The organism is Pseudomonas sp. BS3782 TE3695 (assembly GCF_050435305.1).
Classification (GTDB): domain Bacteria; phylum Pseudomonadota; class Gammaproteobacteria; order Pseudomonadales; family Pseudomonadaceae; genus Aquipseudomonas.
On the sequence record NZ_JBNDKB010000001.1, the window covers coordinates 2,066,403 to 2,092,509 of the forward strand.

Here is a 26,107-nt window from a genome sequence, read left to right on the forward strand (position 1 = left end):
GGAGTAGGAGCGGGCGGCGCGCAGGGTGGCGTGATTCGCCGCCAATTGCAAAAGGCTGGATATTACCGAATGTCTCAGGGGTCTATAGCGAACGGATCGCGATGGCGTGTCCGTCGGTCTGCCGGGCCGTTCGCGCCCAGAACGACCTCTGATGGCGGTCTGTCCAACATCTACACTTCGTTTTTCAGGAGTGTGAAACGTGAAAGTTTCGCTGATTGTCCCGGTATTCAATGAAGAGCAGGCGATCAATCTGTTCTACCAGGCGGTGCGTCGCGAATTGAAACTTGACCCCTGTGAAGTCGAGATTGTATTCATCAACGACGGCAGTACCGACCGGACGGCTGAGCAGGCCAAGGCGCTGGCACAGGTCGATGAACAGGTATTGCTGATCAACTTCTCGCGCAACTTCGGCAAGGAACCGGCGTTGTTTGCCGGCCTGGAATACGCCACCGGCGATGCAGTGATCCCCATGGACGTAGACCTGCAGGATCCGATCAGCGTCATCCCGCAGTTGATTGCCGAGTGGCAAAAGGGCGCCGATGTGGTGCTCGCCAAACGCCGAAATCGTGACAGTGACAGTTATTTGAAACGCCACAGCGCATCGCTCTTCTATCATTTGTTGAACAGGATTTCCTACACCCGGATCGAAGAAAACGTCGGGGATTTCCGGCTCATGGACCGCAAGGTGGTCAATGTGATTCGCGCGCTTCCCGAGCATCAGTTGTTCATGAAGGGCGTTCTGTCCTGGGCCGGATTCACCACCGCGGTGGTGGAGTACGAGCGGGCCCGGCGAATGGCAGGACGCAGCAAGTTCAATGGCTGGAAGCTGTGGAACCTGGCGCTGGAAGGCATTACCTCGTTCAGCACGGTGCCGTTGCGATTGTGGACTTACATCGGTGGCGGCATTTCGATCTTCGCGGTGCTGTATGCGGTGTACATGGTGCTGGACAAGATTTTCTTCGGCAACAATGTCCCCGGTTACCCCTCGCTGATGACGGCCATTCTGTTTCTTGGCGGCGTCCAATTGATCGGTATCGGCATCCTCGGCGAGTATGTCGGCCGCATCTATATCGAAGCCAAGCATCGACCCCGTTATGTGGTCAAAGACGTCATTGGCGGCAAAGACCGGAGCGGGCTTTAGCATGGGCAGGCTGAGCGATTTTTTCAGCAATGAGCTAGGGCGTCGTCGGGTCTGGCTGTTTTTTTTGATCGCGACGCTGGTTTATGTCATTCCGCTGATCCTGGCGGACTATCCCTACATCGATGACAACTGGCGTTCGCTGTCGGCCGGTACGGCCTGGGCGGGGCAGGGACGGTTGTTCACCGAGCTGTTCTACAACCTGCTGACGTTCAGCGATGGCGCACCGAACATCTTTCCATTGCCGCTGCTGATCGCCACGCTGGCCATGGCTTTTGCGTTGACCAGCCTGACCTTCCATTACTACCCACGGCCGACAATATCCTGCTGCCTGGTGCTGTTGCCGCTCTGGTACAACCCGTTCTTCCTGCAGAACCTGTCTTATCAATACGACGGGCCGGCCAATGCCTTGAGTCTGGTGGCAGTGATCTACGCGATCACTTTTCGTCATCCCTCGCGCATTCTGCAATGGTTGGTGCCGGCCTTCCTGATTGCGCTGGCGCTGGGGTTCTATCAGGTGAGCCTGAATGTGTTTCTGGGCCTGTGCTGCCTGGAACTGCTCAGGGGCGCGAATGACAAATGGGCCTGGCGGCAATGGTACGAATTGGTCGGCTGGAAAATCGCCCAGGCAGGGCTCGGCGGGTTGATCTACAGCGTCACGGCTTACCCCTACATGAATCAGGATCGCGCCTTGTTGCTGAACTGGGCAGCAGCGCCCTTGCTGCAACTTGAAACCAACATCGGCCGGGTGCTGGAAAAAGTCGCGCTGCTGTTTCACGGCGGATTCACCTGGCTGTTCGCCGCGCTACTGTTGTGTGCCCTGGTGGGCAGCGCGCGGTTAGCCCGCAATGTGATGGAACGCCAGGACTCAGGGCTGAGAAAAATTGTGATGGGCCTGGTGTGTGTGCTGACCGTGCCGGTCGTGACCTTGCTGGTGTCGGGGGCTGCGTTGTTTTTCCGCGACTTCAATGAGGGCGCCAGAACCTTGATGGGGTTCGCGGTGTTACTGGTGCTGGTGTTCTATTTAACCCATCTGGCGCTGGCGCCCATCCATGAGCGGCTGCCGCTGCTGTTGGCGGTGCCTCTGTTGGCCATGCTTTCGTTGTCTTACGCCTATGGCCGCGTGCTGACCGTGCAGAATACTTTTGCGTCCAGCGCGTTGTTTTCCCTGGGGCATGACATTGCGGCCCAGCGGCAACTGCACGAGGCCAAGCGTATTTACCTGGCGGTGAGTTATTCCGATCACTGGCTGGTGGGGGCCGCGGGGGCGTTCAAGCAGATGCCGGTCTTGCATTATCTGCTGAACATCAACTTCTTCATGCTGGCCGAAAACCTGCCGAAGGCGGGCATCACCAATGTGGTCGCGGAGAGGGAGCGGCGCAACGCGACCCTGGCCGGTTATCAGGGTTATCCGCCGTTGGTGGAGAGCAAGTTCTATCGCATCTATCTGCTGGGCGATTACGGTTTCATCGTCATGAAAGAGCCGACCCCGATCACCACGCTGCAGTGGTGAGCCTGATGATTACCTCTTCGATCCTTCCCGAAAGTTTTCCAGCCCGGATGGCCGACAGGGCAGGTCTGGTGGCGGTGACCGTCCTCGCGTTGTTCGCAAGGTTTCACTCCATCACCGTGCCGGTCATCTGGTACGACGAGGCCTACAGCCTCTTGCTGGCCGAAGGCTCGCCTGCGTATATCTGGGCAACGACGGCACGGGATGTTCATCCGCCGCTTTACTATGTCTTGCTGCATTTCTGGATTTTACTGTTCGGCAATGGCGTGTTGGCTGCGCGATCCCTGAGTGCACTGGCGGATGTCGGCACGCTGTTGCTGTGCATCAAATTGATGAGCCTGGTGACGACACGAAAGGCGACCTGGATAGCCGCCGTGTTGTTGGCGTTGCTGCCTATGTCGGTGCGCTATAGCCAGGAAGTGCGAATGTACACCTTGCTCGGCTTTTGGCTGATGGGCGCGACCGTGGCGCTGGTGTGCTGGGTCAAGGCACCGGATCAAAAACGTTATCCGGTTTTTTACGTGCTGCTGATGGCGGCTGCTTTCTATACGCACTACGTCGCCGCGCTGTGCGTGCTGGTGCATTGGCTTTGTTGGTGGCGAGTGCGAGAGGGCGGTCGGCCCAGAGCAATAACGTTGCGTGCGTGGGTCGTGGCCAATAGCGCAATCGTTGTGCTGTACCTGCCGTGGATTCCTCATTTCATCGATCAAGTGTTGCGAATGGACGGGCTCGAGTGGATACCGCCGCTCACTTGGCAAACCGCGCTGACCTTCGTTTGGCAACTGGTGATGATGGGAGATTCGGCCAGTTATTCATCCCTTTGGCGTGTATTGCCCTCGGTGTTAATCGTCGGTTGCGCCGCTGCGGTGCTGCTCAAGTCACGCCATGAGCGACCCTTCAACGTCTTGCTGGTGAGCTATTTTTTTGTGCCGGTGTTGAGCGTGTTTCTGGTGTCGCTGATCGTACCGGTCTTCAACGCCAGGTACCTGATTTTTGCGGCTGCCGCGTTGCCCCTGATCGTTGGGCTCGCGCTGGACGCCTTCAGCCAACGCCATGCCGTTCTCGCCGCTGTCGCCATGGGGTTGGTTTTATTGGCAGAAGTGCACGGGCTTTCGGCGGTCTACGCACAAACCGATGAGATGAACGGGACGAGCATTCGCAAAGACGCAAAACTCGACGCCGTGGTCGCAGGGCTTGGCCGCGAAGTACGTCCGGGTGACGAGATCGTTGTGGATAACCTCTATTGGTACTTGCCGTTCACGTACTACAACCCGACAGGCATTCAGCCGAAGTTATACGTCTTCAAACCACCGACAGGCCGCTTGTGGGGAACCGCCGAATACGGTGGTTGGGCACTCATTCCCCGTCATTTGCATTCGATTCTCTTCGACGATTTTTCAACCTTGCAACTGACTGCCAAGCGGATCTGGTGGGTAACGGGCTACGCTCGGCCTGAACACGACGCCTTGTTTCCCAGGCACTGGAAGCAGGTGCAGGTGCTGAAGGAAGGGGATAGCGAAGCCCGTTTGTTTATCCGAGGGGAAGCGGCAACCCCGCTTGAGGTTGACGTCAGAGCGCATCCATCAACACAACAATACAATCCTTCGCCTGGTAATGATTAATCTGCGGCACCAGACCTTTACGGCGGGTCACTTGGAAAAGGGCGTAGCGGCTCAGGAGTGACAAGCCCAAACGGTTTCCTTGGGGGCGGACTCGGTAATGGTAGGCAGTGGCATGCAGGCTTTTGTGGCGAGGGAGCTTGCTCCCGCTCGGCTGCACAGCAGTCGCAAAACCTGCTGACGGGCTTTGTCTGACTGAGCGCGTTGTCTGTTTTGGGATCGCTTCGCGATCCAGCGGGAGCAAGCTCCCTCGCCACGGAGATCTCCTGCGCACAATAGAGATTTCCAGCTTACGGGCGATGGCAATATTGGAGCAACCGGGTAGGAGCTGCCGAAGGCTGCGATCTTTTGATCTTCAGCGTATCTAACTGACCTCAAGGTCAAAAGATCGCAGCCTTCGGCAGCTCCTACACACGGGGTGTTTATGCTGGCCAGGATTGCCGCATCGGTAACTCGACCCGAAACGTAGTGCCCACCCCGACTTCGCTACGCACCGAAATATCACCCTGGTGTTTCTTCACGATGCCATAGGACAGGGACAAGCCGAGCCCTGTCCCCTGGCCCACCGGTTTGGTGGTGTAGAACGGGTCGAATATTTTCTGCAGGTTGTCCGGTTCGATACCCGATCCCGTGTCCGCGATCTCGATCGACACCGTTTCACCTTCAAGGCCCGTGCGTAGCGTGATGGTGCCCCGTTCCGGTCCTATCGCCTGAGACGCGTTGACGATCAGGTTCATGATGACCTGATTGATTTGCGACGGCAGGCATTCAATGTCAGGCAGCTGTTGAAATTCCTTCACCACATCGGCCTTGTACTTGAGTTCATTGGCAACGATGTTCAAGGTCGACTCTATGCCTTGTTGCAGATTGGTCCACTGCCACTCCTGATTGGAGTCCACGCGAGAGAAGTCTTTCAGGTCTTTGACGATCTGCCCGACGCGGCCGATGCCTTCCTTGGACTCCTTGATCAGCAGCGGAATGTCCTCGCGCAGAAAGTCCAGTTCCACCCGTTCACGCAACTTGCCGAGTTGCTCGATCACCTCGCTTGAGCCAATGGCATTTTCCGCCTCTCGATAGGCATCGAGCATGTCCTGCAGTTGTTTGAAGTAGCCATCGAGGGTGCCGAGGTTGGAGGAAATGAAGCCGATGGGGTTATTGATTTCATGGGCGACGCCCGCCGCCAGTTGCCCCAGCGAAGCGAGTTTTTCCGACTGCACCAATTGCGATTCAAGCTGTTTGCGTTCGTCGATTTCCCGCTGCAACGCTTCGCTGGCTTGCTTGAACTGGGCCGTGCGCTGATCCACCAGATGCTCCAGATGGCTCATTTGAATAGACGCCCGCTCGGTCATCTCCCATTTGGTGAGCAGGGTATTGGCCATCTGCTGGACTTCAATGTTGTCGAATGGTTTTTTCAGAATCAGCAGGCGGTCATGGGCGTGCAAGCGTTCCAGCAGTTCATCCCAGGAATAGTCGGAATAGGCGGTACACACCACCACTTGCAGCAACGGATCTTTCTGCCACAGGTGTTCGATGGTCTGCGCGCCGTCCCAACCCTCGGGCATGCGCATGTCGACGAAGGCCAGCGCATAGGGACGGTTTTCCTGTAATGCCTGAATGAGTTTGCCCAGACCCTCCTGACCGCCATAGGCCGAATCCAGCTCGAACAGCAGGTTGGTGGATTTCACTTCGTTGCCGAACAGCGCGGCTTCCATTTCGTCCAGCTCTGCATGCTGCACTGATGTCGGGGTGAGGATCTTGCGAAAGTCTTCATGGATGGACGGTGTGTCGTCGATCAGCAGAATGCGTCGGTTTGAAAGATCGCTCATGCTTCCTCCATGACGGGTTTCAACGGGATCTGCAAAGTGAACAGTGCACCTTTGCCCGGCCCGTCGCTATGGGCGGTGAGATGGCCGTTCATCTCGATCGCGGCCAGGGCACAGCTGTGCAGGCCGAAGCCGTGACCTTCCTTGCGGGTGGTAAAGCCATGGGCAAAGATCCGCGTCATGTTCTCCGGCGCGATGCCTTCGCCGTCATCCTTGACGCTGATTTGCAGGATCGTGTCCTCGACGACTTTCACCCCAAGGGTCATTTGCCGCGGGCGGTTGCTGAGGTCGGTCATGGCATATTTGGCGTTGCTGATCAGGTTGATCAGGATCAGCAGCAACCGGTGTTTGTCGCCCATCACTTGCGGTACGTCGCCGTACTCCTTGACCACCGTAACGTGGTGCCGGGTCAGGGCGCCGGCGTTCATCCTCAGGGCGTCTTCCAGCAGTTCGCTGATGTGCAACGGCTCCATCAGGCTGTTGGCACCCGCGTAGGATTGCTGGGTGGCGACAATGTCCTTGATGTGATCGACGCTTTTACTCAGTTGCCCGAGTTCATCGGCCATGCCTTGTTGTTCGAGGGCAATGGCTTCCACTAATTGGTTCAGGTAACCGGGCAGCAGTTTTCCTTTCTCGTCATGGGTCAGGAAGACACCCAAGTCGTCTTGATGCGCGTTGATAAGTTGCATCGCCTTGCCCAGTCCCTGGGTCTTGCTGTTACGCAGCTTGCGGGTGACCAGGTCGGCCGAGATGTTCACGCTGTTGAGTACGTTGCCGACGTTGTGCAGCACGTTAGTGGCGATTTCAGCCATGCCGGCCTGGCGAGCGGTGTCGAGCAGTTCGCTCTGGGTATCCTTGAGTTCGCGGGTGCGCTCCTCGACCCGTTGTTCGAGGACGTCGTTGGCAGTTTGCAGTTCTTTGTTTACCCGATTGATCTCCCCGAAGCTGCGCATCAAGCGAATGGCCAGGTACACCAGCACCATCACCAGCAGCGTCGAAAATACCAACATGTAGAGGTGGTAACGCCGGTTGGCTGCATCGGTTTGCTGCTGATCCTTGTTCAGCAGCGCAGTCATGTCATCCAGCCGTGCGGCCACGGGAACGGCTTCGATGTTTTCCAGCAGCCCATTGACCACGGGTTGTTCCCGCAGGATCAGCGCGATGTGATTGCTCAAGACATCGATCGGGCTATGAAACTGCTCCGGTAATCGTTCCTTGTTCACCCGCAGTTTGTTCAGCCCAACCAGGATATCGGCCGCTTTGTCGTCGGAGGTGACCTGGGCGAACTCCAGGCTGCTGAGCAGCAAGTCGTAGGTGTCGGTGGCGATGTTCTGTAGTTGCAGCTTGTCTTCGTCGACCAATTGGGTCAGCGGTTCCTGAATGTCATCTTCGGCGGTGGGCAAAAAAGCCAGTGAGTTACGCAGCACCGCGTTGTGCGATTTGAACTGCTCCACCAGCCGGGTTTTTTCCTGAATGGCGGCCTGATAAGCCTCATGGCTGGCGCGCCAGGTTGGCGAGTCGTTGCGCCCATGACTGGATTCCATGGTCTCGAAGCGCTGCCACAGCTGTGTCATCTCGGTCAGCGGTGCAACCAGCGGGTCATAGTTGTGGCTGATGGCAATCCTGGCCTTGAGAATCTCGGTTTCCCACTGCGCGTTGAACTGTTTGATCCGGCCAATCAAGTCCCGGGACTCGGCGTACGTCGAGGTCTGGTCGGAGCTTGATTTGAGGTACAGAAACAGTAGTGTCGAAGCCAGTATCACGGCCACGCCACTGAGCACTAAAAGGTTGCGACGGTGGTACGTTTTCATAAGGATTTGCCTCCCCATTCACCGGTCAGGGTTTTGAGGAATTTGATGATCAAGGTCTTGTCCTGGTCAGAGGGCACGCGACCGAGCTGGAATCTGAACATCACGTCTACCGCTTCTTCCAGTGTCTTGGCCGAACCGTCATGAAAGTACGGCGCTGTCACGGCGACATTGCGCAGGCTCGGGACCTTGAACACGTTGCGGTCTTCTTCAGCCTTGGTGACCAGATAGCGGCCCAGATCGGCTTCGGTAGGGTTGCCTCGAACCTCGAAGTAATCGCCCATGACCCCGAATTTCTGGAACATGTTGCCACCGATATTCACCCCTTGATGGCAGGCGATGCAGCCGTATTCCTGAAAGCGTTGGTAGCCGTATTTCTCCTCGATCGTGAGAATCTCGGTATTGCCCATCAGGTATTGGTCGAAACGCGAGTTGGCGCTGAGCAGCGTGCGCTCGTAAGTGGCCAGCGCATTTTGCACGTTGTTCATGGTCACGCCGTCCGGGTAGGCCTTGGCAAACGCGCTTTTGTAAGTCTGGTCGGCGGCCAGCGTTTTGACGACATGCTCCCAATGACTGCCCATTTCACTGGGACTCTGCACCACTTCATGGACCTGGTGCTCCAGGGTATCGGCGCGGCCATTCCAGAATTGCCGGAAATTCAGGCTGGCGTTGAACACACTGGGGGTATTGATCGCCAGGGGCATGCCGTTGAAGCCGATGGAAAATGCCTTGTCGTCGGCACCGCCGATTTCCAGACGATGGCAGCTGGCGCAGGAGAGGCTGTTGTTGACTGACAGACGCGGCTCATTGAACAACCGGCGACCGAGCTCCACTTGTAAAGGATTTTGCGGGGGAACGGGGGGCAGGGGTTTGAGCGGGCCATTCAACGGTTCGCCATTGGCTATCAGACAAAAACCGGTCAAAGGCATCAGCAGCAGGTAGTAGAAGGAGCGCGACATCTTGTTATTCCTTGGCAAAGGGTGTCGTTGCACATCGATCATTTGGCTGCGTCGGGCTGAATGGACATCAGGTAGTGCACGAAGGCCTCCGGCTCCACGGCTTTGCTGAAGTAATAACCCTGGCCTTCCTCGCAATGGTGCGCCTTGAGAAAATTCAATTGCTCAAGGGTTTCCACCCCTTCGGCAATGACGGCCAGTTTAAGGCTCTTGCCCAGGCTGATGATGGCACTGACCAGGGCCGCGTCATTGCTGTCACGGCTCAGGCCACGAATGAATGACTGGTCGATTTTCAACACATCGATGGGAAACCGTTGCAGGTAACTCAGGCTCGAATAGCCGGTGCCGAAGTCATCGATAGCCAGCCGTACGCCCAATGCCTTGAGCCGATTCAGCGCGACCATCGTGGCATCGACGTTCTGCATCAATACGCCTTCGGTGATTTCCAGCTCCAGCAATGTGGGGTCCATACCGGTTTGCTTGAGTATCTGTTCGACCCCTTTGACAAAGTCCCGCTGACGGAAATCGATGGCCGACACGTTCACCGACATGCAGAGCTTCGGCAGACCTTTGGCCTGCCAGGCGCGGGCTTGTTGACAGGCCTGGGCGAGCACCCATTTGCTCAACGGTACGATCAAGCCGCTGTCCTCGGCCACCCCGATGAAATCTGTCGGGTAAACCCAGCCTTGCCCCGGCTTTTGCCAGCGGATCAATGCCTCGGCGCCGACCACTTTGCCGCTGGCCAGATCAAGTTTGGGCTGATAGTGCAGGACAAACTCATTGCGTTCCAGCGCCAGGCGAATACCCGACTCGATGCTCTGCTGTTCCCGGGCGCGCTGGTTCATCTCATCGATGAAAAAGCTGAAATCGTTCGGGCCGCTTTCCTTGACGTTACGCATCGCGGTTTCAGCTTTTTTGATCAGCGCAATGGCATCGAAACCGTCCTCCGGGTAGATGCTGATGCCCAGGCTGGCCGTCACGCTCAGGTCGTGGCCGGCAATGTGTTGAGGTGCGCGTATGGCGTTCAAGAGTTTTTCGGCGATGCCCTTGGTCTGTTGAGGATGGTGGATGTCAGCCAGGATCACCACGAACTCATCGGAGCCGTAGCGGAACACCGAGTCGGATGCGCGCACGCAGGCCACCAGGTTGTGCCCGACACGTTTGAGCATCTCGTCACCGGTCGGGTGACCCAAGGCATTGTTGATGCGCTTGAAGCGATCGAGCCCCAGAAACATCACTGCCAGTTGTTTGTCATGGCGTCGTGACAGGGCCAGTGACTGGTTCAGTCGGTCGCCCAGCAAGGTGCTGTTGGGTAATTCGGTCAATACGTCGTACTGCAACAAGTGCGACACCTTGAGCAGCTCATGAACCCTCGCCTCGATGGTTTGCTCCAGGGTATGCACTTTCATGGCCGCGTCCTGCGCCATCTGCCACTTCCAGGTCAGGGCGCTGGCCATCTGGCGGATTTCCAGGCTGTCGAAGGGTTTCTTCAGCACCAGCAACTGATCGCCGAACTCCAGTCGTTCGGCCATGGCTTCCCAGGTGTAATCGGAGAACGCCGTGCACAGCGCGATTTGCAGGTGAGGATCAGCCTTCCAGAGCCGTTCGATGGTTTCCAGGCCATCCCAGCCCGGGGGCATGCGCATGTCGGTGAATGCCATGGCATAAGGCCGACCTTGTGCCTGGGCGCGCTTGACCAGTTCGAGGGCTTCTTCGCCCTGGTAGGCGGAGTCGAGCTGAAATACCAGTCGTGCCGATTGCGGGCTGCCGAACAGCGCGGCTTCAGTGCCGGCGAGCGTTTGTTCATCGTCGGTATCGGGGCCGAGAATCTTGCGAAAGTCCTGATGGATCGAAGGTGTGTCGTCGATGATCAGGATGCGCCGGTTGGCCTGGACGAACGGAGTCTTCATTCCTTGTCCTCCGTGGCATGCGGCGGCTCATCCGGCATCGCTGCGGTTGCGTGGTTGGCGCGCAGAATGCTCCCGGCCTTCAGCAACTCGGCGGCCTGTTGGCTGCTGACTGCTTGGCTGAAGTAGTGACCCTGGGCGTTCATGGGTGAGCCGGTGGCCATCAGCGAACTGCGTTGCTCCTGGGTTTCTACGCCCTCGGCGATAATGCCGATCCCTACATCGCGGGCGAAGTTGATGATGGCCCGCAACGTCGTCGCGCTGGCCGGGTCGCGTGCGGCCATGTCGATGAAGCTCTGGGCGAGCTTCAGGTGATTGACCTGATAAGTCTTGAGGTAATCGAACGAGGAATATTCGGTGCCGAAGTCGTCGATGGCGATTTTCACCCCCAGCTCACGCAGGCGCGGCAGTACATCGTTATGCGTCCACTTGGTCTGGGCCAGGGTGGCTTCGGTGACGTCAAAGCGCAGGTCCCACGGGCACAGTTCCCAGCGCGCGGTGGTGCGCAATACGTCATAGATCAGCTCGGGGCCACTCTTGAGCTGAGCCAGGGACAGTTTTATCGCCACCACCGGTGGCGCCATGCCTTCGTCACGCCACTGCCGCATTTGCCGACAGGCGCCCTCCAGCACCCAGTGACCGAGAGCGATGATGGTGCCGGTCTTTTCCGCCGCAGGCAAAAATGCCTGGGCTTCCAGCAAACCGCGCCGAGGGTGGTTCCAGCTGACTTGTGCTTCCATCCCGAGGATCTTGCCACTGCTCAGGTCCACTTCCGGCCAGTAACGCAGTTCGAGTTCGTCGTGTTCGATGGCCGCTTTCAAGTCGTTGGCGATGGTCATGCGCTCGACCACTTCCTGATTGATCTCCTCGGAATGGAAGTGGTACTGGTTGCGGCCCTTTTCCTTGGAGCGATACAACGCCATGTCGGCCTGGGTCAACAGGCTGTCGGCACTGAGGCTGACCGGCGCATAGCTGCTGATGCCGATGCTGACCGAAACCCGCACATCATTGCCGGCCAGGGAGTAGGGCAGCACCAGTGCATCGCGGACCTTGGCGGCCAGGGCCGCTGATTGGGTCGGATCGCCGACGTCCAGTTGCAGTATCGCGAACTCGTCGCCACCGAGTCGGGCGACCACATCGTTTTCGCGTACGCAGTTCTTTATGCGCCCGGCGACTTCTTGCAACAGCAGGTCGCCCACCGGATGGCCCAGGGTGTCGTTGATCCGTTTGAAATGATCCAGGTCCAGGTAAAACATGGCGAACGGTGTGGCCCCGCGCCGGGCGGCGGCGAATGCCTGGTGCAGCCGCTCGATCAGCGTCGCGCGGTTGGCCAGCCCGGTCAGCCCGTCGGTGCGGGCCAGCAGGGCGATTTTTTCCTCGGCCAGTTTGCGTTCGGTGATGTCGATGATGATGCCTTCGACTTCCAGCAAGCGGCCTTCGTCATCGCGCACCGGGATATAGCGGTTTTCGACCCAGCGCCAATCCCCGTCACCGGTGCGCATCCGAAACTCGATGGAAGCCCCCGACGCATGGCGGTCCAGTACCCTGGCCATCGCCGTATCGACTTTTGCCTGATCGTCAGGATGGATCAGCTCCTGCGCCCAATTGGCCGACGCCACCAGGGCCGCCGCGATGTGGCCGTATTTGGTGATGTTGTGGGAGATATACATCAACGGGAACGACGGTTCGCCCCGCAGCCGATACAGAATGGTCGGGCTGTTCTGCACGATGATGTTGGCGTCGGACAATTCCCGGGTACGCTCTTCGACCGCGTGCTCCAGCAAAGACATCTTCAGCGCCGCGTCTTCGGTCATTTGCCACTTGGCGGTCAATGCGCTGGCCATCTGACGGATCTCGATGGCATCGAAGGGTTTTTTCAGGATAAGCAGGCGATCGCCCAGTTCCAGGCGTTCGGCGATGTCTTCCCAGGAATAGTCCGAATACGCGGTGCAGAGCGCCACCTGCAGCTTGGGATCGACCTGCCACAAGCGTTCGATGGTTTCCAGACCGTCCCAGCCGGGCGGCATGCGCATGTCGATAAAGGCCATCGCGTAGGGCGAGTCATTCGCCAGTGCGCTCTCGACCTTGTCCAGCGCTTCGCGGCCCTGAAACGCGGAATCGATGACGAAACTTTGCAACGATACCGACGCCGGGGTACCGAACAGGGCGTTTTCGGCGCTGATCAGGCTGTCGTCTTCGATCGAAGGCGGGCTGAGAATCTTGGCGAAATCCTCATGGATGGACGCGGTGTCATCGACGATGAGAATCCGGCGATTAATGCGCGCAAGCAGCGTATTCACTGACATGCGCCTGTACCGACAGCAGGTTGGTGCAATGAGCTCATAGAGGGTATCCCTTCCCTGATCGCTGGATGGAGCGAGTATCGTTCTGGATCCGAGTGATCTGAGCATAGTCGTCCGGCCGGCACTTCGCCCGGTTGACTGAAACGAATCATTTCCGGGGGCGGGCTGAAAATCATCTAGCCTGTAGGTCAGGCTCGGGGAACGCCAGCGTATCCGTCCCGCGCGCGACATAAAGACACACGTTTCACTTGAGGTAATGCCATGGAAGACCAACTCCCCACGACTGTGACCGATAAACCCAAATTACTACTGGTCGACGATGAGGAGTCGATTCTCAATAGTCTGCGCCGTCTGCTGCGTGGTCAGCCTTATGAGGTGCTGCTGGCCACCAGCGGTGCCCAGGCGCTGGAGATCATGGCGCAGCAGCCGATCGATCTGGTGATGAGTGACGCGCGCATGCCCAATATGGACGGCGCCACGCTGCTGGCTCACGTCCACCAACGCTATCCGGATACCACCCGGATCATGCTGACGGGTTATGCCGATCCGTCGGCCATTATCAAAGCCATCAATGAAGGGCAGATTCATCGCTACATCAGCAAACCCTGGCACGATGAGGAAATGCTGCTGACCTTGCGCCAATCACTTGCCTACCAGCATTCCGAGCGTGAACGTTTGCGACTGGTGCAGGAGACGTGGGACCAGAACGAGAAACTGAAGCGGCTCAACGCCACCCTGGAAAAACACGTCGCGGCCCGTACTTCGGAGCTGCAGCAGACCGCCGACATGCTGGACCTGGCCTATGAAGAGCTCAAGCGCAGTTATGTCACTGGCACCGAGGTGTTTTCGTTGCTGGCCAATCTGCGCCTGCCGCCTGCCAAACAGACCAACCGGCAAATCATCGAGCTGGTGCGGGTGTACTGCAAACTGCATGGCCTGGACGAAGGCACCAGTCGGGACCTGACCATGGCGGCCGCGCTCTACAACATCGGTAAATTGAGCTGGACCGACAGCATGATGAGCACGCCCTCAGACCTGCTGCATCACAATGACCGCGAGCGCTATCGGGGTTATCCGAAGCAAAGCGAGTCGCTGCTGATGACGCTCGATCCGATGAAGGATGCCGCTCGGTTGATCCTGCATCATCAGGAGCGCTGGGACGGCAGCGGTTTTCCCGATCGGCTCAAGGGCGAAGCGATTCCGTTCGGTTCGCGGTTGCTGAAACTGGCGGTGGATTTCATCGAGTTGCAGCGCGGCCTGATCCTTGAACGGCAGATGAACAGCGATGAAGCGCTGGTGTATATCCGCCAGTACGCCGGTCGCCTCTACGACCCGGAACTGGTGGAGGATTTCATTCAGGTCTGCGCCACTTATCTGAGCGACGTGACACTGGCCGATCCGACGGTCAAGGTGCTGACCACCCGGGATCTGGCGGCGGGCATGATCCTGGCGCGCAATCTCAACGCCGACAACGGCATGCTGCTGCTCAATGCCGGCAAGGTGTTGAACGGGCCGCTGGTGGAGAAGTTGATCGCTTTCGAGGCGATGGAAGGGGCCAGGTACAGCATCTTTGTGAAAGTGCCGGAGCAAGTGGAGAGTGCGCTTCTCGAGACGAGTTGAGCTTCCTGGCCTTTTTGCACAGATCCAGTGTGGGAGCGGGCTTGCTCGCGAAGACGGTTTTATATTCAACATTAATGTTGGCTGATACACCGCTTTCGCGAGCAAGCCCGCTCCCACATTATTTGACGCTCGGCAGATAAGTTTTCGGCGTGACGAAGAACCGGCACGCATGTGATCCTTGCGTCTTTTACCCAAGGCCTATCCTGATCCATGACGCTTCCATCCGCCGCTTCGCCCCGCATTATCCACATCGCCGCTGCCCTGCTGATCGGTCCCGACGGTCGCACCTTGCTGGTGCGCAAGCGCGGCACCCAGGCGTTCATGCAGCCAGGAGGCAAGATCGAGGCCCATGAGCAACCGGTCCATGCCCTCGCCCGTGAACTGGAAGAGGAACTCGGCCTGGTGATCGATCCAGCGCACGCCGCTTACTTGGGACAATTCTCGGCACCAGCAGCCAATGAGCCGGGTTTTGTCGTACAGGCCGAGCTCTTTCAATTGACCATCGACTCGCACGTTTCCCCAGCGGCGGAAATCGAAGAGGTGTGCTGGATCGATCCGGCCACCGACGGTGATGTCATGCTGGCGCCATTGACACGGGACCTCATCCTGCCGTTTTATCGAGCCTCACTGATCGAAACTGCCTGATCATCCAAGGACGGAGAGCGCCCATGATCCCGCTTCAAGACTTACTGATTTTTGCCGCCGCGGCGTTGCTGATGGTGCTCACGCCCGGGCCGAACATGATCTACCTGATCTCTCGTTCAATTTGCCAGGGGCGCAAGGCCGGCGTGACTTCGTTGCTGGGCGTGGTCGCGGGGTTTTTGGTGCACCTATTCGCGGCCGCCGCGGGTTTGACTGCGGTGTTCGTGGCCGTGCCGATGGCCTATGAAGTGTTGAAGTGGGCCGGCGCGTTGTACCTGTTGTGGCTGGCCTGGCAGGCGGTCAAGCCCGGTGCGCGTTCGCCGTTCGAGGCGCAGCAGTTGCCGGCGGACTCGTCCCGCAAGCTGATCACCATGGGCTTTCTCACCAGCGCGCTGAACCCGAAAATCGCGGTGTTTTACCTGTCGGTGTTTCCGCAATTCATTAGCCCTGAGCACGGTTCGGTATTCACCCAGAGCATCATCCTTGGCCTGACCCAGATCAGCGTGAGCTTCAGCGTCAACCTGCTGATCGCGCTGTTCGCCGCAGGCATCGCCTCCTGGTTCGTCAACAACCCGAACTGGCTGGCGATGCAGCGTTACTTCATGGGTTTGGTGCTGTCCGGGTTGGCGGTGCGCTTGATGCTCGAGCAGCGGCGAGTGGCCTGAAATGTGGATTCAACGGCTTGATGCCAGCCATGCCCTGGATTACCGGGCGTTGATGCTCGAAGCCTATGACTTGCATCCCCAGGCGTTCACCTCCAGCGTACGCGAGCGCGCGGTGATGCCGTTGAGTTGGTGGGAATCGCGCCTGACGGGCAAGCTGGAGCGGGTGTTCGGGGCGTTCGAGGAGGGAAAACTGGCAGGCATCGTCGGGCTGGCCTTCGAGCCGCGGGAAAAGGCCCGGCACAAGGCGACGCTGTTCGGCATGTACGTGACCGGCAAGGTTCGCCAGCGCGGGCTCGGTTATCAACTGGTGCAGGCCGCGTTGGCTGAAGCCCAGGCTCACCAAGGCCTGAAGCTGATCCAGCTGACCGTCACCGCTGGCAACGAAGCCGCCTTCAAGCTGTATCAGCGATGCGGCTTCGTGCAGTTCGGGCTTGAGCCGCTGGCCGTGCGGGTCGGTGAGGACTACTTCGACAAGATCCATATGTGGCGAGAGCTCACCGCTGAATCTTTGGCATAAGGGCTGGTGTGGCGAGGGAACTTGCTCCCGCTGGGCTGCAAAGCGGCCCCAAAACCCGCAACCACCTATTTTCAGACACTCCGCGTACACCGGTTTTACGACTGCTGCGCAGCCGAACGGGAGCAAGCTCCCTCGCCACAGGTTCTTCGCTAGCCTCGGGGACGCCAAGCCTGTGGGCGCGAGCTCTGAAACCACCCCGATCCCTTGTAGGCGCGAGGCTTGCCCGCGAAGATGGTTTCACATTCAAAACTGCTGTGGGCTGACACACCGCTTTCGCGGGCAAGCCTCGCTCTCACAGTAATCGATGTCGTTCACAAGTCTTCTAATCAAAGCAGATATCTGTGGGAGCGGGCCTGCCCGCGATGAGGCCTGAACAATCACCCTCCAACTTTGATCAGAATCGACAGGATTTCAGCGAACTGCACTCACCCCATCCAGCGTCGAAAACGACGTGTCCTTGGCCGTCAGCAAAAAGTCGCGCATGTAAGGTGCATCGAGCATGTCGGCGCGAATCCCGGCATAGAGCGTCGCGAACAGGCCTTTTTCCCCCAATCGTTTGGCCTTCACATAGCCCCGTGAACTGTATTCATGCAGCGCCCAATGGGGCATGCCGCACACGCCACGACCGCTGGCCACCAGTTGCATCATCATCACCGTCAGTTCCGAGGTGCGCACTTGGGCCGGTTCGATGTCGGCCGGTTCCAGGAAGCGGGTAAAGATGTCCAGCCGATCACGCTCTACCGGGTAGGTGATCAAGGTTTCCGTCAGCAGATCTTCGGGCACGATGTGCGGCTTGCTCGCCAGGCGGTGCTGATTAGCCACCGCAAGCATGGCTTCGTAGGTGAACAACGGCACGTAAGTGATCCCGACCAGTTCCAGCGGATCGGAGGTCACCACCAGGTCCAGATCGCCTCGGGCCAGCGCCGGCAGCGGGGCGAAAGAGAAACCTGATGCCAGGTCCAGCTCGACTTCCGGCCAGGCGTCGCGGAACTGATCGATGGTCGGCATCAGCCACTGAAAGCAACTGTGACACTCGATCGCCATGTGCAAACGCCCCGCCGTGCCGCCGGCCAGCCGCGCAATGTCGCGCTCGGCGCCACGCAGGAGGGGCAGGGTGGCGTCGGCCAGTTGCAGCAGGCGCAAGCCGGCACTGGTGAAGCGTACCGGTTTGGTCTTGCGCACGAACAGCGGCATGCCCATGCGCTCTTCCAGCTCCTTGAACTGGTGGGACAGCGCCGACTGGGTCAGGTGCAGGCGGTCGGCCGCATCCACCAGGCTGTCGGCTTCACGCAAGGCGTGCAGGGTTTTCAGGTGACGGATTTCAAGCACCGGGGGCTCCATGAGGAAAACTTGTGATCAACACGAAAAGGTTGAGTTTGTCTCATGTTGGGTGGGCTGTCGACAATAGCACCATGTTTTATAGCGTCCTTTATAGAGAGAACTCTCACCATGGCCTTGGCCCACACACTTGGTTTCCCGCGCATCGGCGCCGACCGCGAACTGAAAAAAGCCCTTGAGGCCTACTGGAAAGGTGATCTTGACCAGGACGCACTGAAAAGCGTCGGCCGCCAATTGCGCGCCACCCATTGGCAATTGCAGAAAGACGCTGGCATCGACCTGCTGCCTGTAGGCGACTTCGCCTGGTACGACCAGGTGTTGACTCACTCGCTGACCTTCGGCGTGATCCCGGAGCGTTTTGACAGTGCCAAAGATAAACGTGGCCTGCCGACCCTCGACACCCTATTCGCCATGGCCCGTGGTGCTACTACGGTCTGCTGTGGCGGCGAACATGGCAAGGCGCAATACGCTCAGGAACTGACCAAGTGGTTCGACACCAACTACCACTACCTGGTCCCGGAATTCAACGCAGACCAACAATTCAAACTGAGCTGGGAACAGCTGTTCGACGAAGTCGATGAAGCCAAAGCCCTGGGCCACAACGTCAAACCGGTGATCATCGGCCCGTTGACTTACCTGTGGCTGGGCAAGGCCAAAGGCAATGACTTCGACAAGCTCGATCTGTTGGAGCGCCTGCTGCCAATCTACGGCGAAATCCTCGGTCGCCTCGCGGCCCAAGGCGTGGAATGGGTGCAGATCGACGAACCGATTCTCACCCTCGACCTGCCACAGGCCTGGAAAAACGCCTTCGAACGCGCCTATCACATCCTTCAATACTCGCCGCTGAAAAAACTCGTGGCGACTTACTTCAGTGGCCTGGAAGACAACCTCGGCCTGGCTGTCAGCCTGCCAGTGCAAGGTTTGCACATCGACGCGGTGCGCGCGCCGGATCAACTCGGTCAGGTGCTGGATCGTCTGCCGACTTACAAAATTCTCTCGGTGGGTCTGGTGAACGGTCGCAACGTCTGGCGCTGCGAGCTGGAGCAAGTGCTGGCGCAACTGCAGCCAGCCCAGGAACGCTTTGGCGATAACTTGTGGGTCAGCAGTTCCTGCTCGCTGCTGCACAGCCCGGTGGACCTGGAGCGTGAAGACACACTCGACCCGGAACTGAAAAGCTGGCTGGCATTTGCCGTGCAGAAGTGCGGCGAAATTGCCGTGCTGCGTGATGCCCTCAACGATCCGCAATCGCCCAAAGTGCAAACCGCCCTGGCTGAAAGCCGCGCCATTGCGGCCAGTCGCGCTCAATCTCCGCGTATCCACAAAACGGATGTTCAGGCCCGAATCAATGCCATCGGCGCAGCGGACAGCCAGCGTCACTCGCCGTTTGCCAAACGCATCGCACAACAACAGGCGCGGTTGAAACTGCCGGCGTTTCCGACCACCACCATCGGCTCGTTTCCACAGACCGCATCGATCCGTCTGGCGCGCCAGGCCTTCAAGCAAGGCAAGCTGTCGGCCAACGATTACACCGATGCCATGCACTGCGAAATCCGCCACGCCGTGCAAATCCAGGAGCGCCTGGGCCTGGACGTGCTGGTGCACGGTGAAGCCGAGCGCAACGACATGGTCGAGTACTTCGCCGAACAACTGGACGGCTACCTGTTCACCCGGTTCGGCTGGGTTCAGAGCTACGGTTCGCGCTGCGTCAAACCGGCAGTCATTTATGGTGACCTGAGCCGTCCGAAGCCGATGACGGTCGACTGGATCACCTATGCCCAGAGCCTCACCGACAAGGTCATGAAAGGCATGCTCACCGGGCCCGTGACCATGCTGATGTGGTCGTTCCCGCGCGAAGACGTCTCGCGCAAAATTCAGGTGCAGCAACTGGCCCTGGCCTTGCGCGATGAAGTGGTGGACCTGGAAAACGCTGGCATCAAGATCGTGCAAATCGACGAAGCCGCCTTCCGTGAAGGGCTGCCACTGCGCCGGGCGCAATGGCAGGAATACCTCGACTGGGCGGTGGAAGCCTTCCGCTTGAGTGCATCGGGCGTGCGTGACGAAACCCAGATTCACACACACATGTGCTACAGCGAATTCAACGACGTGATCGAGTCCATCGCGGCCATGGACGCCGATGTGATCACCATCGAAACCTCGCGCTCGGACATGGAATTGCTGGAAGCCTTCGAAGCGTTCGACTACCCGAACGACATCGGCCCGGGCGTCTACGATATCCATTCGCCACGGGTGCCGGACACCGCCGAAATGGTCAAGTTGATAAGCAAGGCCGTTAAGCGCATTCCGGCCGAGCGCTTGTGGATCAACCCCGATTGCGGTTTGAAAACCCGAGCCTGGCCGGAGACGGAAGCGGCGCTGGTGAACATGGTTGCAGCGGCGCGGCAGTTGCGCAGTCAATTGGCTTGACCCGCCCGCTAATTGACTGGCAACGGAGCGCGCGTCGCACGCTCCGTTGTCGTGTTTCACAGCGATGGAAAGTGTTTGAGCGCCAGCGGTTTGCCGATGTCGCCCCGCCAGATCGACTCCACCGGAGCGCCGCTGCTGGCTTGCGCCTGTTGCCATTGCAGGCCCAGGTTGCGCTGTTCAGGCAATTTCAGATGACCTTTGACGAAGTTGAACGCAGACTTCGCCGAGGTGTAATGAAAGTGCGCATACCACAGTGGTTGCGGCGGCTGGCGGGTCAAATCGCGAACTTCATACTCCTGCAGAAAATCCCGCCGACCGTCCGGGCGCTTGCCCAGATCCCGCAATCCGCCTTCCTTGCGGATATCCACCACCCGTTGTTCCAGCAGGTAGTCCAGATAACCCTCAGTCGGGGTTTTGCTGTTCATGGACTGCTCGATGCGCAAGGTGCGTCCGGCTCGCGTAAGGTCCCGGGCCTGATCGGACAACTGCCGTACCAGCGGATCATGGGGCGAGAGACGTTCGATGGCCTGGGCGCGCATCGACAACTCGCTGGCCTCGATGCTCATCATGTGTTCCAGGTCCACCGGCAGCATGTCTTGCCGGGCATAACCCTCGACTCTGTTTTTATAAGTGGGCACCGCCGCGAGTCTTTTTCTGGCTTCGGCCAGCAACGGCTGCACATCCGAGGCCAGCGGCGTTTGCGACGACGCGGCAGGTTCACTGAGGTGGTATTTGCCGCTGGAGCGCGGTAGCCAGGTTTCCGTGCGGCCGTCGACGCATCGTGAAGCGCTTTTGCCGAGTGGCGGCGTCTGTGTGCTCGACGCCGACCAGCAGTCGACTGTCTTCGGTTTCAAAGAGTTTCTTGCCGGTTGTGCCCTCCGTTGGCGTGATCGCTGTGCGATTGCGCAGAGCGTTTCGCGCGAGCTCTTCGACCTTTGCCAGGTTGTCCAGAAACGGCGCGACTTGCTCCAGATCCAGATGTTGCGGGTAACCCAGTGTCCATGCGTTCAGGTTGCGACGGAAATCGGTGTAGGTTGCCAGGCAGTCTTCGAATACCCGATTACGCTGGGTCAGGCTGGCACGTACTTGCGGCAGATTGTGCTGGGTAAAGAGTGCGCGCCCCACTTGGGTGCGGGCCTGTTTCAGTTGCGCGTGGAAATAGAGCCAGGTGGTGTCATCGACGGCATCGACACGACTGATGATCTCAAGGAGGTGAGCTGTTTTCAGGTAACGGTAATTGGTCTCGCTTAACGTTTTGTTCACGGTCGCCACGTCAGCCGCCATTCTGGCTTTATGCTCCCGCTGGGTGATTCGGCGGTTCCAGAGATTGACCTGCTCTACGGCGGCATGCGCCTGATCGAATTCCTGGAGGAAGGCTTTGCGCGTGTTCTTGCGTTGTTCCATCAGACGCAAGTGGGCACGGGTGTCGTTGATGGGCGTGGTGTCTGAACGGGTAAGGAGTTCATCGATCCGGTCGAGGTGTTCCACCAGGCGTTCTTTGGCGAACTGGATTCGGTGTACCGTCCGGTCGACTACCACCCAGGCGCTGCGGCTTTGCAAGTCCTCGATCTGTGTGCGTTTTCTGCCATGGCTCAAGGGCAACAGGTCCGCCAGGTTCTGATAGCTGTTCCGGGCGATCTCGATATCGGTCAGGCAGGCGCTTTCCAGAGACGATCGCAGGGGAGGGCGCTGGGCCGGGGCGCTGTCGTAATAGCGCTCCATGGCTACGTTAGTGCTGCGTGTTTGAGTGTCCAGACGTCGGGTATAGGCGTCGGCGGTGTTGGTCAGGGTCAGTTGGCGGCGCAAGTGCCGATCAGTCCACCAGCGGGGCAGCCTGTGGCGAATGGCGGCGGGCCAGAGCGGGTCCATGCCGTCGGCCAGATGCCCGAGCGCCGCACCGCCACCCGCGCCACCGCCCTCCATCAAGGTGCCATGCACGGCGTAATGGGTGTTCCAGTGGCCGGCCTCGTCAAGGGCGATGGGTTGTTTGTAGGCGCGTGCCCAGGTGCCGTACAAGCGCCAGCCACGCGGGGCATCGCTCAACTCGATCCGGTAGATGCGCCCCTGGCTGATCATGAAGTCGCCGTTGGCATGCCGGTAGACATTGCGATAGATCCCGTGTGTGGCCGGTTGCAGGCCCGCCAGAGAAATCTCGTGTTCATATTCATAGCCTTTGAAGTAATCGAGGACGCTACGGGCCTGTTGCCGCGAGGGCACTCGCATGGCCCCGGCTTTCCCGGCCAGCGCTCGCAACTGGCGATGGCGGGCGACGGCACGGGCTGCACCGGGTGTCGCAGCGGCGCCAGGAAGAAGATCCATGGCCGCGTCGATCAATGACAGCAACACCGATTCAACGTCGGCCAGGCCATGACCGACATCGCCCCGCAGGAAGGCGGCGACCGCCAGGTTGGCGCTGCCCCAGGCGTCATACAGCGCGACCGCCGTCCCCACGAAAGGCACCATGCCCAAGGCCATTTTCAGGTAATTGAACATCGCACCGGACTGCAATGCACAGCGCTCCAGATACAACGCGTCGTTGGAGCGGGAGGTGCTTCGATGGGCTTCCAGCAAGCGCCCCATATGCACATTGAGCAAGTGCGCGGCCAGGGACGTGGTGGCTGGCCATGCGATGCCGACGCCGATCAGCGCAGTGAAGTTGCGCAGCAGGGCCTGATTGATCCGGCTGACATGAAGGACGAAATCCCCCGTCAACGCGCGGTCGGCCAGATAGTTGATCATGCCGGTCTGCAGGCACAGGTTGAACAGGCTTTGGCGTGCCTGCTCAAGGCTGTCGTACTGGCGCAGGTAGATCCCGTCCGGGGCCTGCGGTAAATAGAGCAGTGTCAGGCCGCTGACCTGTTCCTCGATGAAGATGATACCGGACAAAGTGCTCGGGCCTTGATGTGGCGTATCCTCGCCACCCACGGTCAGATGGGCCGGCAGCAGCACGATACGCTTTCCTTGGGCTGCAAAGGCTTGCCGGGTATTGGCATCGATGGCGATATTCAGCACGTGTTGTCCATGGGCATCGATCTGCCGTTGCAACAAGGCGAACTCACCTTGCAGTTTGAGCATCAGGCGCCAGGGTTCGGTCAGGCGTTCATGGCGATATTCAAGGTCGAAGGCCGACGCGCCGGGCGCGCCAAGAAACGCGTGGCGGATCTGTGTCTCATAGTGGCCGGCCAGATCCAGCTCGGTCACCAGTTTGCGCAGGTAAGGCGGGGTGATGCCGGTTTTCAGTGCTGTGCGATCTGGCTCGGTATCCGCGGTGACTTCGACCTGCATGAACGACAGTCGCCACCACAGGGGCTGATCGATGTTCGATTGCGCCAGTTCGACAAGGGACAGTTTGCTACGGGTTTTGCTGGCGATCAGTACATTCTCTTGAGGTGTTCCCGGTGCGGCGCCTTCGATCGCGACCTTCTGCCATTGCGTCGAGTCGGGCAGATCAATCGTCACCGCAAAGCCTTGCGTAAGGGAAAAGTCCTGGCGCAGGCGGGCGTCGATGCGTTTTTTGCTGAAATCTTCCCGTGACGGCAGGTCCCTTTCGAGCAGTTCATGGGAATGCTTCATGGCCGCGATGTAGGTTTTGAACAGACGCTTGAGCTGCAAACGCCGAGCATCAGACAGCGTGCCGAACCACTGCGGCAGCGCTCGCGCCAGTGCACTGCTATGGTTTTGCTCCAGGAGTTGCGCGAAGGCCAGTTCCCGAGCGGCGGGTATCGGCACTGTCAGGCGGGCGAGGGTGCGTTCGCGTAATTCTTCCAGCGCCGCTGCTCGTTGCCTGGCATGGGATGGCACAGGGTTGTCGGCAATCAGTTGAACAACCTGCTGTTCACAACGGTAGAGCTGATCCTGCAACGTGTATTGGAAAGGGTCGCCGGTCAGCTCGCTCAACTGCAAGGCCAATACGTCGTCGGTGGTGCTCAGTTTGAACAGCGCTTGTTCCAGTGCCCGCCGTGAAGCAAAACGCTGCAAGCCACCGAATCGGCCGGGCCAGTACAGCAACAGGCTGTGCGACCCGGTGCCGCGCAGTACCGACGGATGCGCGATCAGCAGCACGCCGTCCAGTTCCTCGGTTTGAGGACTGCCGTTGTCATCTTCGGTGGTCGACAGTGTCAGCCGCGCAACCGCGACCTCGGCATTGCGGTCCACCCGAACGGGAGCATCCAGAACAGCCTTGAGCATCTGGTGCTCTTGGGAACTGATCTGGTTCAGGGTCAATTGAATCTCGGATTCGACGCGCAACCCCGTCAGCCGTGCCTGATGCAGCGCGGTGTAATGTGGGTTCGGTGTATGACGCAGCTCCAGCATCTTCAGCACGTCGCGTGCATTCAGTAATGCGGACGCGGCGGTGTGGCTGGCCTGTTCGGCGACTGTCAGGGCGTCGAGGAGTTGTTTCAGGTTCTGCAGGCGAGGGTCATCCAGATCGCCCGCGAAATCTGTGCCAAGCAAGGTTTCGAGGGCTGCGCAGTGGTACGCCACGGCACTCTGGCGAGTGTCCAGCGCAATGTCGGGGTTGAGCAAACCGAACTGCGCAATACTGTCGCCGCTTTGTCCTTCGGGGTTGATGACTACCGGCTGTTCTGCAGGCTCGGCAAAAACAGCGTGTTGCTGATCCAGCCGGTCGGCGGCGTCTAGCGCAGTGGCGCCATGCTCGGTGATATCGCTGCCATTGCCCTGACGAATACGGTTCATCCAGGCGACCGATACACGCGCAATCAACTGCTCGGCAGCCACTTCCAGCGGCATGGTTTCGATGCGGGTGTATTCGAGGCTGATGCTGCCGACCCGGGACATTCCGAGCGTCTGTTGCGGGTGGGTGATCAGCCAGTTTTCCACCTCATGACGGTGCTGGAAGTGCTTCCAGGCCGGTTGCTGTTCTGGCAGGTACAGCCACTGCGCGGCCGGTTGTTCGGTACTGATGAGTAAAACCCCGGGCAACTCGACTCGCAGATCGTCAGTGAACCTGAACGCCACCTGATGGATAACCATCGGCGGGACGTCGACAGCCACGCTGGCGCTGAAGGCATCGATCAGCGCCAGCAGGGGTTTCATCTGTTCGGCCGTCAAAACGCGCTGGGCATGGGCTACCTGGCTGGAGGCTTCGAAGTGCTGACGATATAACCGGACAGCCAGAGTGCGGCGCGATATTGCCGTGCCGGGCGCCCGGGCATTCCACCAACGCTCCCATGTGTCATTGAGCAGGCGCTCCGGGTTCAGGCTTTTGAGCTCTTCGAGCAATTCGGTTGGGGACTTGCCGTAGAGGCGGTGTTCCCGTGCAAGACCGATTACCACGCAGCGTGCGTTGAGTGAAACTTCGACTGCAGGCTGTTGCAGCACAAAAGCACAAGCTTGGGTCAGGCTGACAAAATGTTCTGGCCGATTGGCGGTGGTGAAGATCCCTAGACCGACCCGGTTACCGTCGAGATCCCAGTGATCCTTGAGCAGTTGGTTGATCGAGGCGCGCGCTTGCGGGATTTGGGCCATGAGTTCGAGCCATTGCTGGCGACAGTCGCGCCAGCGCGCTGAGGCCGTCAACAACAGGCTCTGATCGGGGTTGGGTGAAAGAGGGTAGGACAGGCCGAAATCGGCCAATGTGGGCTTGGGGGTGTCGGGCATGGCGACTGGTCTCCAGAGGGCAAGGACGCCGGGTTGTTCCGGCGTCGAGGCGATTAGAGGTCAGTTATGAGGGGGGCTGGTGGTACATAGTTATATAGATGCGCGCTTATCCTGCGCTCTGGGGATGACCACTCGGCAATCTTCATCAAACTGTCACGTAACTGTGGCAGCGCGCTTGAACAAACTTCATCAGACTCGCGCTCTACTGGAGTTCT

16 protein-coding genes are annotated in these 26,107 nt (G+C 59.0%); 8 read left to right on the plus strand and 8 right to left on the minus strand.

What is annotated here, in order from left to right; all coding sequences use genetic code 11:
• The first annotated feature begins 199 nt into the window (after positions 1–199).
• The 3 genes from ABH909_RS09400 to ABH909_RS09410 are packed head-to-tail and all read left to right on the plus strand — an operon-like array spanning position 200 to position 4,270.
• Positions 200–1,141, plus strand: coding sequence for a glycosyltransferase family 2 protein (locus tag ABH909_RS09400; protein WP_429432527.1), 942 nt, complete (start codon positions 200–202; stop codon positions 1,139–1,141).
• Between the two features lies 1 nt (position 1,142).
• Entirely contained in the window at positions 1,143–2,651 is a 1,509-nt protein-coding gene (locus tag ABH909_RS09405) for a glucosyltransferase domain-containing protein (RefSeq protein WP_429432529.1), read from the plus strand.
• 47 nt (positions 2,652–2,698) lie between these two features.
• Complete coding sequence (locus tag ABH909_RS09410) at positions 2,699–4,270, plus strand: glycosyltransferase family 39 protein (protein ID WP_429439798.1); 1,572 nt, start codon at positions 2,699–2,701, stop codon at positions 4,268–4,270.
• Positions 4,271–4,689: 419 nt separating this feature from the next.
• On the opposite strand, the gene ABH909_RS09415 is transcribed toward ABH909_RS09410, so the two are convergent.
• Genes ABH909_RS09415 through ABH909_RS09435 form a run of 5 tightly spaced genes read right to left on the minus strand, consistent with a single transcriptional unit; the run spans position 4,690 to position 13,067 of the window.
• Complete coding sequence (locus ABH909_RS09415) at positions 4,690–6,093, minus strand: ATP-binding protein (protein ID WP_429432532.1); 1,404 nt, start codon at positions 6,091–6,093, stop codon at positions 4,690–4,692.
• Positions 6,090–7,901, minus strand: a complete 1,812-nt coding sequence (locus ABH909_RS09420; protein WP_429432535.1) for a DAHL domain-containing protein — start codon at positions 7,899–7,901, stop codon at positions 6,090–6,092. The genes ABH909_RS09415 and ABH909_RS09420 overlap by 4 nt, the downstream gene beginning before the upstream one ends.
• Positions 7,898–8,857 carry a cytochrome-c peroxidase gene (locus ABH909_RS09425; protein ID WP_429432538.1) on the minus strand — a complete coding sequence of 320 codons (960 nt, stop codon included), beginning with the start codon at positions 8,855–8,857 and terminating at the stop codon, positions 7,898–7,900. The genes ABH909_RS09420 and ABH909_RS09425 overlap by 4 nt, the downstream gene beginning before the upstream one ends.
• Positions 8,858–8,895: 38 nt before the next feature.
• Positions 8,896–10,764, minus strand: coding sequence for a putative bifunctional diguanylate cyclase/phosphodiesterase (locus tag ABH909_RS09430; RefSeq protein ID WP_429432541.1), 1,869 nt, complete (start codon positions 10,762–10,764; stop codon positions 8,896–8,898).
• Positions 10,761–13,067 carry an EAL domain-containing protein gene (locus tag ABH909_RS09435; protein ID WP_429432543.1) on the minus strand — a complete coding sequence of 769 codons (2,307 nt, stop codon included), beginning with the start codon at positions 13,065–13,067 and terminating at the stop codon, positions 10,761–10,763. The genes ABH909_RS09430 and ABH909_RS09435 overlap by 4 nt, the downstream gene beginning before the upstream one ends.
• 258 nt (positions 13,068–13,325) lie before the next feature.
• Between ABH909_RS09435 and ABH909_RS09440 the strand changes: the two genes are divergently transcribed.
• The 4 genes from ABH909_RS09440 (at position 13,326) to ABH909_RS09455 (ending at position 16,508) form a co-directional block, all read left to right on the plus strand.
• Positions 13,326–14,684: an HD domain-containing phosphohydrolase gene (locus ABH909_RS09440; RefSeq protein ID WP_429432546.1), complete on the plus strand. Its 1,359-nt coding sequence runs from the start codon at positions 13,326–13,328 to the stop codon at positions 14,682–14,684.
• Between the two features lie 210 nt (positions 14,685–14,894).
• Positions 14,895–15,329, plus strand: a complete 435-nt coding sequence (locus tag ABH909_RS09445) for an NUDIX hydrolase (protein ID WP_429432549.1) — start codon at positions 14,895–14,897, stop codon at positions 15,327–15,329.
• Between the two features lie 23 nt (positions 15,330–15,352).
• Positions 15,353–15,991, plus strand: a complete 639-nt coding sequence (locus tag ABH909_RS09450; RefSeq protein WP_429432552.1) for a LysE family translocator — start codon at positions 15,353–15,355, stop codon at positions 15,989–15,991.
• A 1-nt stretch (position 15,992) separates the two neighbouring features.
• Positions 15,993–16,508 (plus strand): N-acetyltransferase family protein, encoded by a 516-nt coding sequence (locus tag ABH909_RS09455; RefSeq protein WP_429432555.1) that lies wholly within the window; start codon positions 15,993–15,995, stop codon positions 16,506–16,508.
• Between the two features lie 411 nt (positions 16,509–16,919).
• On the opposite strand, the gene metR is transcribed toward ABH909_RS09455, so the two are convergent.
• On the minus strand, positions 16,920–17,837 hold the full coding sequence (metR, locus tag ABH909_RS09460; protein WP_429432558.1) for a transcriptional regulator MetR: 918 nt from the start codon (positions 17,835–17,837) through the stop codon (positions 16,920–16,922).
• A gap of 120 nt (positions 17,838–17,957) precedes the next feature.
• Here metR and metE point away from each other — a divergent pair, with 120 nt between their 5' ends.
• Entirely contained in the window at positions 17,958–20,270 is a 2,313-nt protein-coding gene (metE, locus tag ABH909_RS09465; protein WP_429432561.1) for a 5-methyltetrahydropteroyltriglutamate--homocysteine S-methyltransferase, read from the plus strand.
• Between the two features lie 56 nt (positions 20,271–20,326).
• Here metE and ABH909_RS09470 read toward each other — a convergent pair whose 3' ends face one another.
• Both ABH909_RS09470 and ABH909_RS09475 read right to left on the minus strand, forming a co-directional pair.
• On the minus strand, positions 20,327–20,908 hold the full coding sequence (locus tag ABH909_RS09470) for a hypothetical protein (protein ID WP_429432564.1): 582 nt from the start codon (positions 20,906–20,908) through the stop codon (positions 20,327–20,329).
• A gap of 79 nt (positions 20,909–20,987) precedes the next feature.
• Positions 20,988–25,892 (minus strand): dermonecrotic toxin domain-containing protein, encoded by a 4,905-nt coding sequence (locus tag ABH909_RS09475; protein WP_429432567.1) that lies wholly within the window; start codon positions 25,890–25,892, stop codon positions 20,988–20,990.
• Positions 25,893–26,107: the final 215 nt, after the last annotated feature.

Bases quoted from the DNA above. Each gene is read 5' to 3' on its own strand.
- ABH909_RS09410 (WP_429439798.1), top strand. From the start codon at position 2,699: ATGGCCGACAGGGCAGGTCTGGTGGCGGTGACCGTCCTCGCGTTGTTC.
- ABH909_RS09455 (WP_429432555.1), top strand. From the start codon at position 15,993: ATGTGGATTCAACGGCTTGATGCCAGCCATGCCCTGGATTACCGGGCG.
- ABH909_RS09420 (WP_429432535.1), bottom strand. From the start codon at position 7,901: ATGAAAACGTACCACCGTCGCAACCTTTTAGTGCTCAGTGGCGTGGCC.
- ABH909_RS09405 (WP_429432529.1), top strand. From the start codon at position 1,143: ATGGGCAGGCTGAGCGATTTTTTCAGCAATGAGCTAGGGCGTCGTCGG.
- metE (WP_429432561.1), top strand. From the start codon at position 17,958: ATGGCCTTGGCCCACACACTTGGTTTCCCGCGCATCGGCGCCGACCGC.
- ABH909_RS09445 (WP_429432549.1), top strand. From the start codon at position 14,895: ATGACGCTTCCATCCGCCGCTTCGCCCCGCATTATCCACATCGCCGCT.
- ABH909_RS09475 (WP_429432567.1), bottom strand. From the start codon at position 25,892: ATGCCCGACACCCCCAAGCCCACATTGGCCGATTTCGGCCTGTCCTAC.
- ABH909_RS09435 (WP_429432543.1), bottom strand. From the start codon at position 13,067: ATGTCAGTGAATACGCTGCTTGCGCGCATTAATCGCCGGATTCTCATC.
- ABH909_RS09430 (WP_429432541.1), bottom strand. From the start codon at position 10,764: ATGAAGACTCCGTTCGTCCAGGCCAACCGGCGCATCCTGATCATCGAC.
- ABH909_RS09440 (WP_429432546.1), top strand. From the start codon at position 13,326: ATGGAAGACCAACTCCCCACGACTGTGACCGATAAACCCAAATTACTA.
- ABH909_RS09425 (WP_429432538.1), bottom strand. From the start codon at position 8,857: ATGTCGCGCTCCTTCTACTACCTGCTGCTGATGCCTTTGACCGGTTTT.
- ABH909_RS09450 (WP_429432552.1), top strand. From the start codon at position 15,353: ATGATCCCGCTTCAAGACTTACTGATTTTTGCCGCCGCGGCGTTGCTG.
- ABH909_RS09415 (WP_429432532.1), bottom strand. From the start codon at position 6,093: ATGAGCGATCTTTCAAACCGACGCATTCTGCTGATCGACGACACACCG.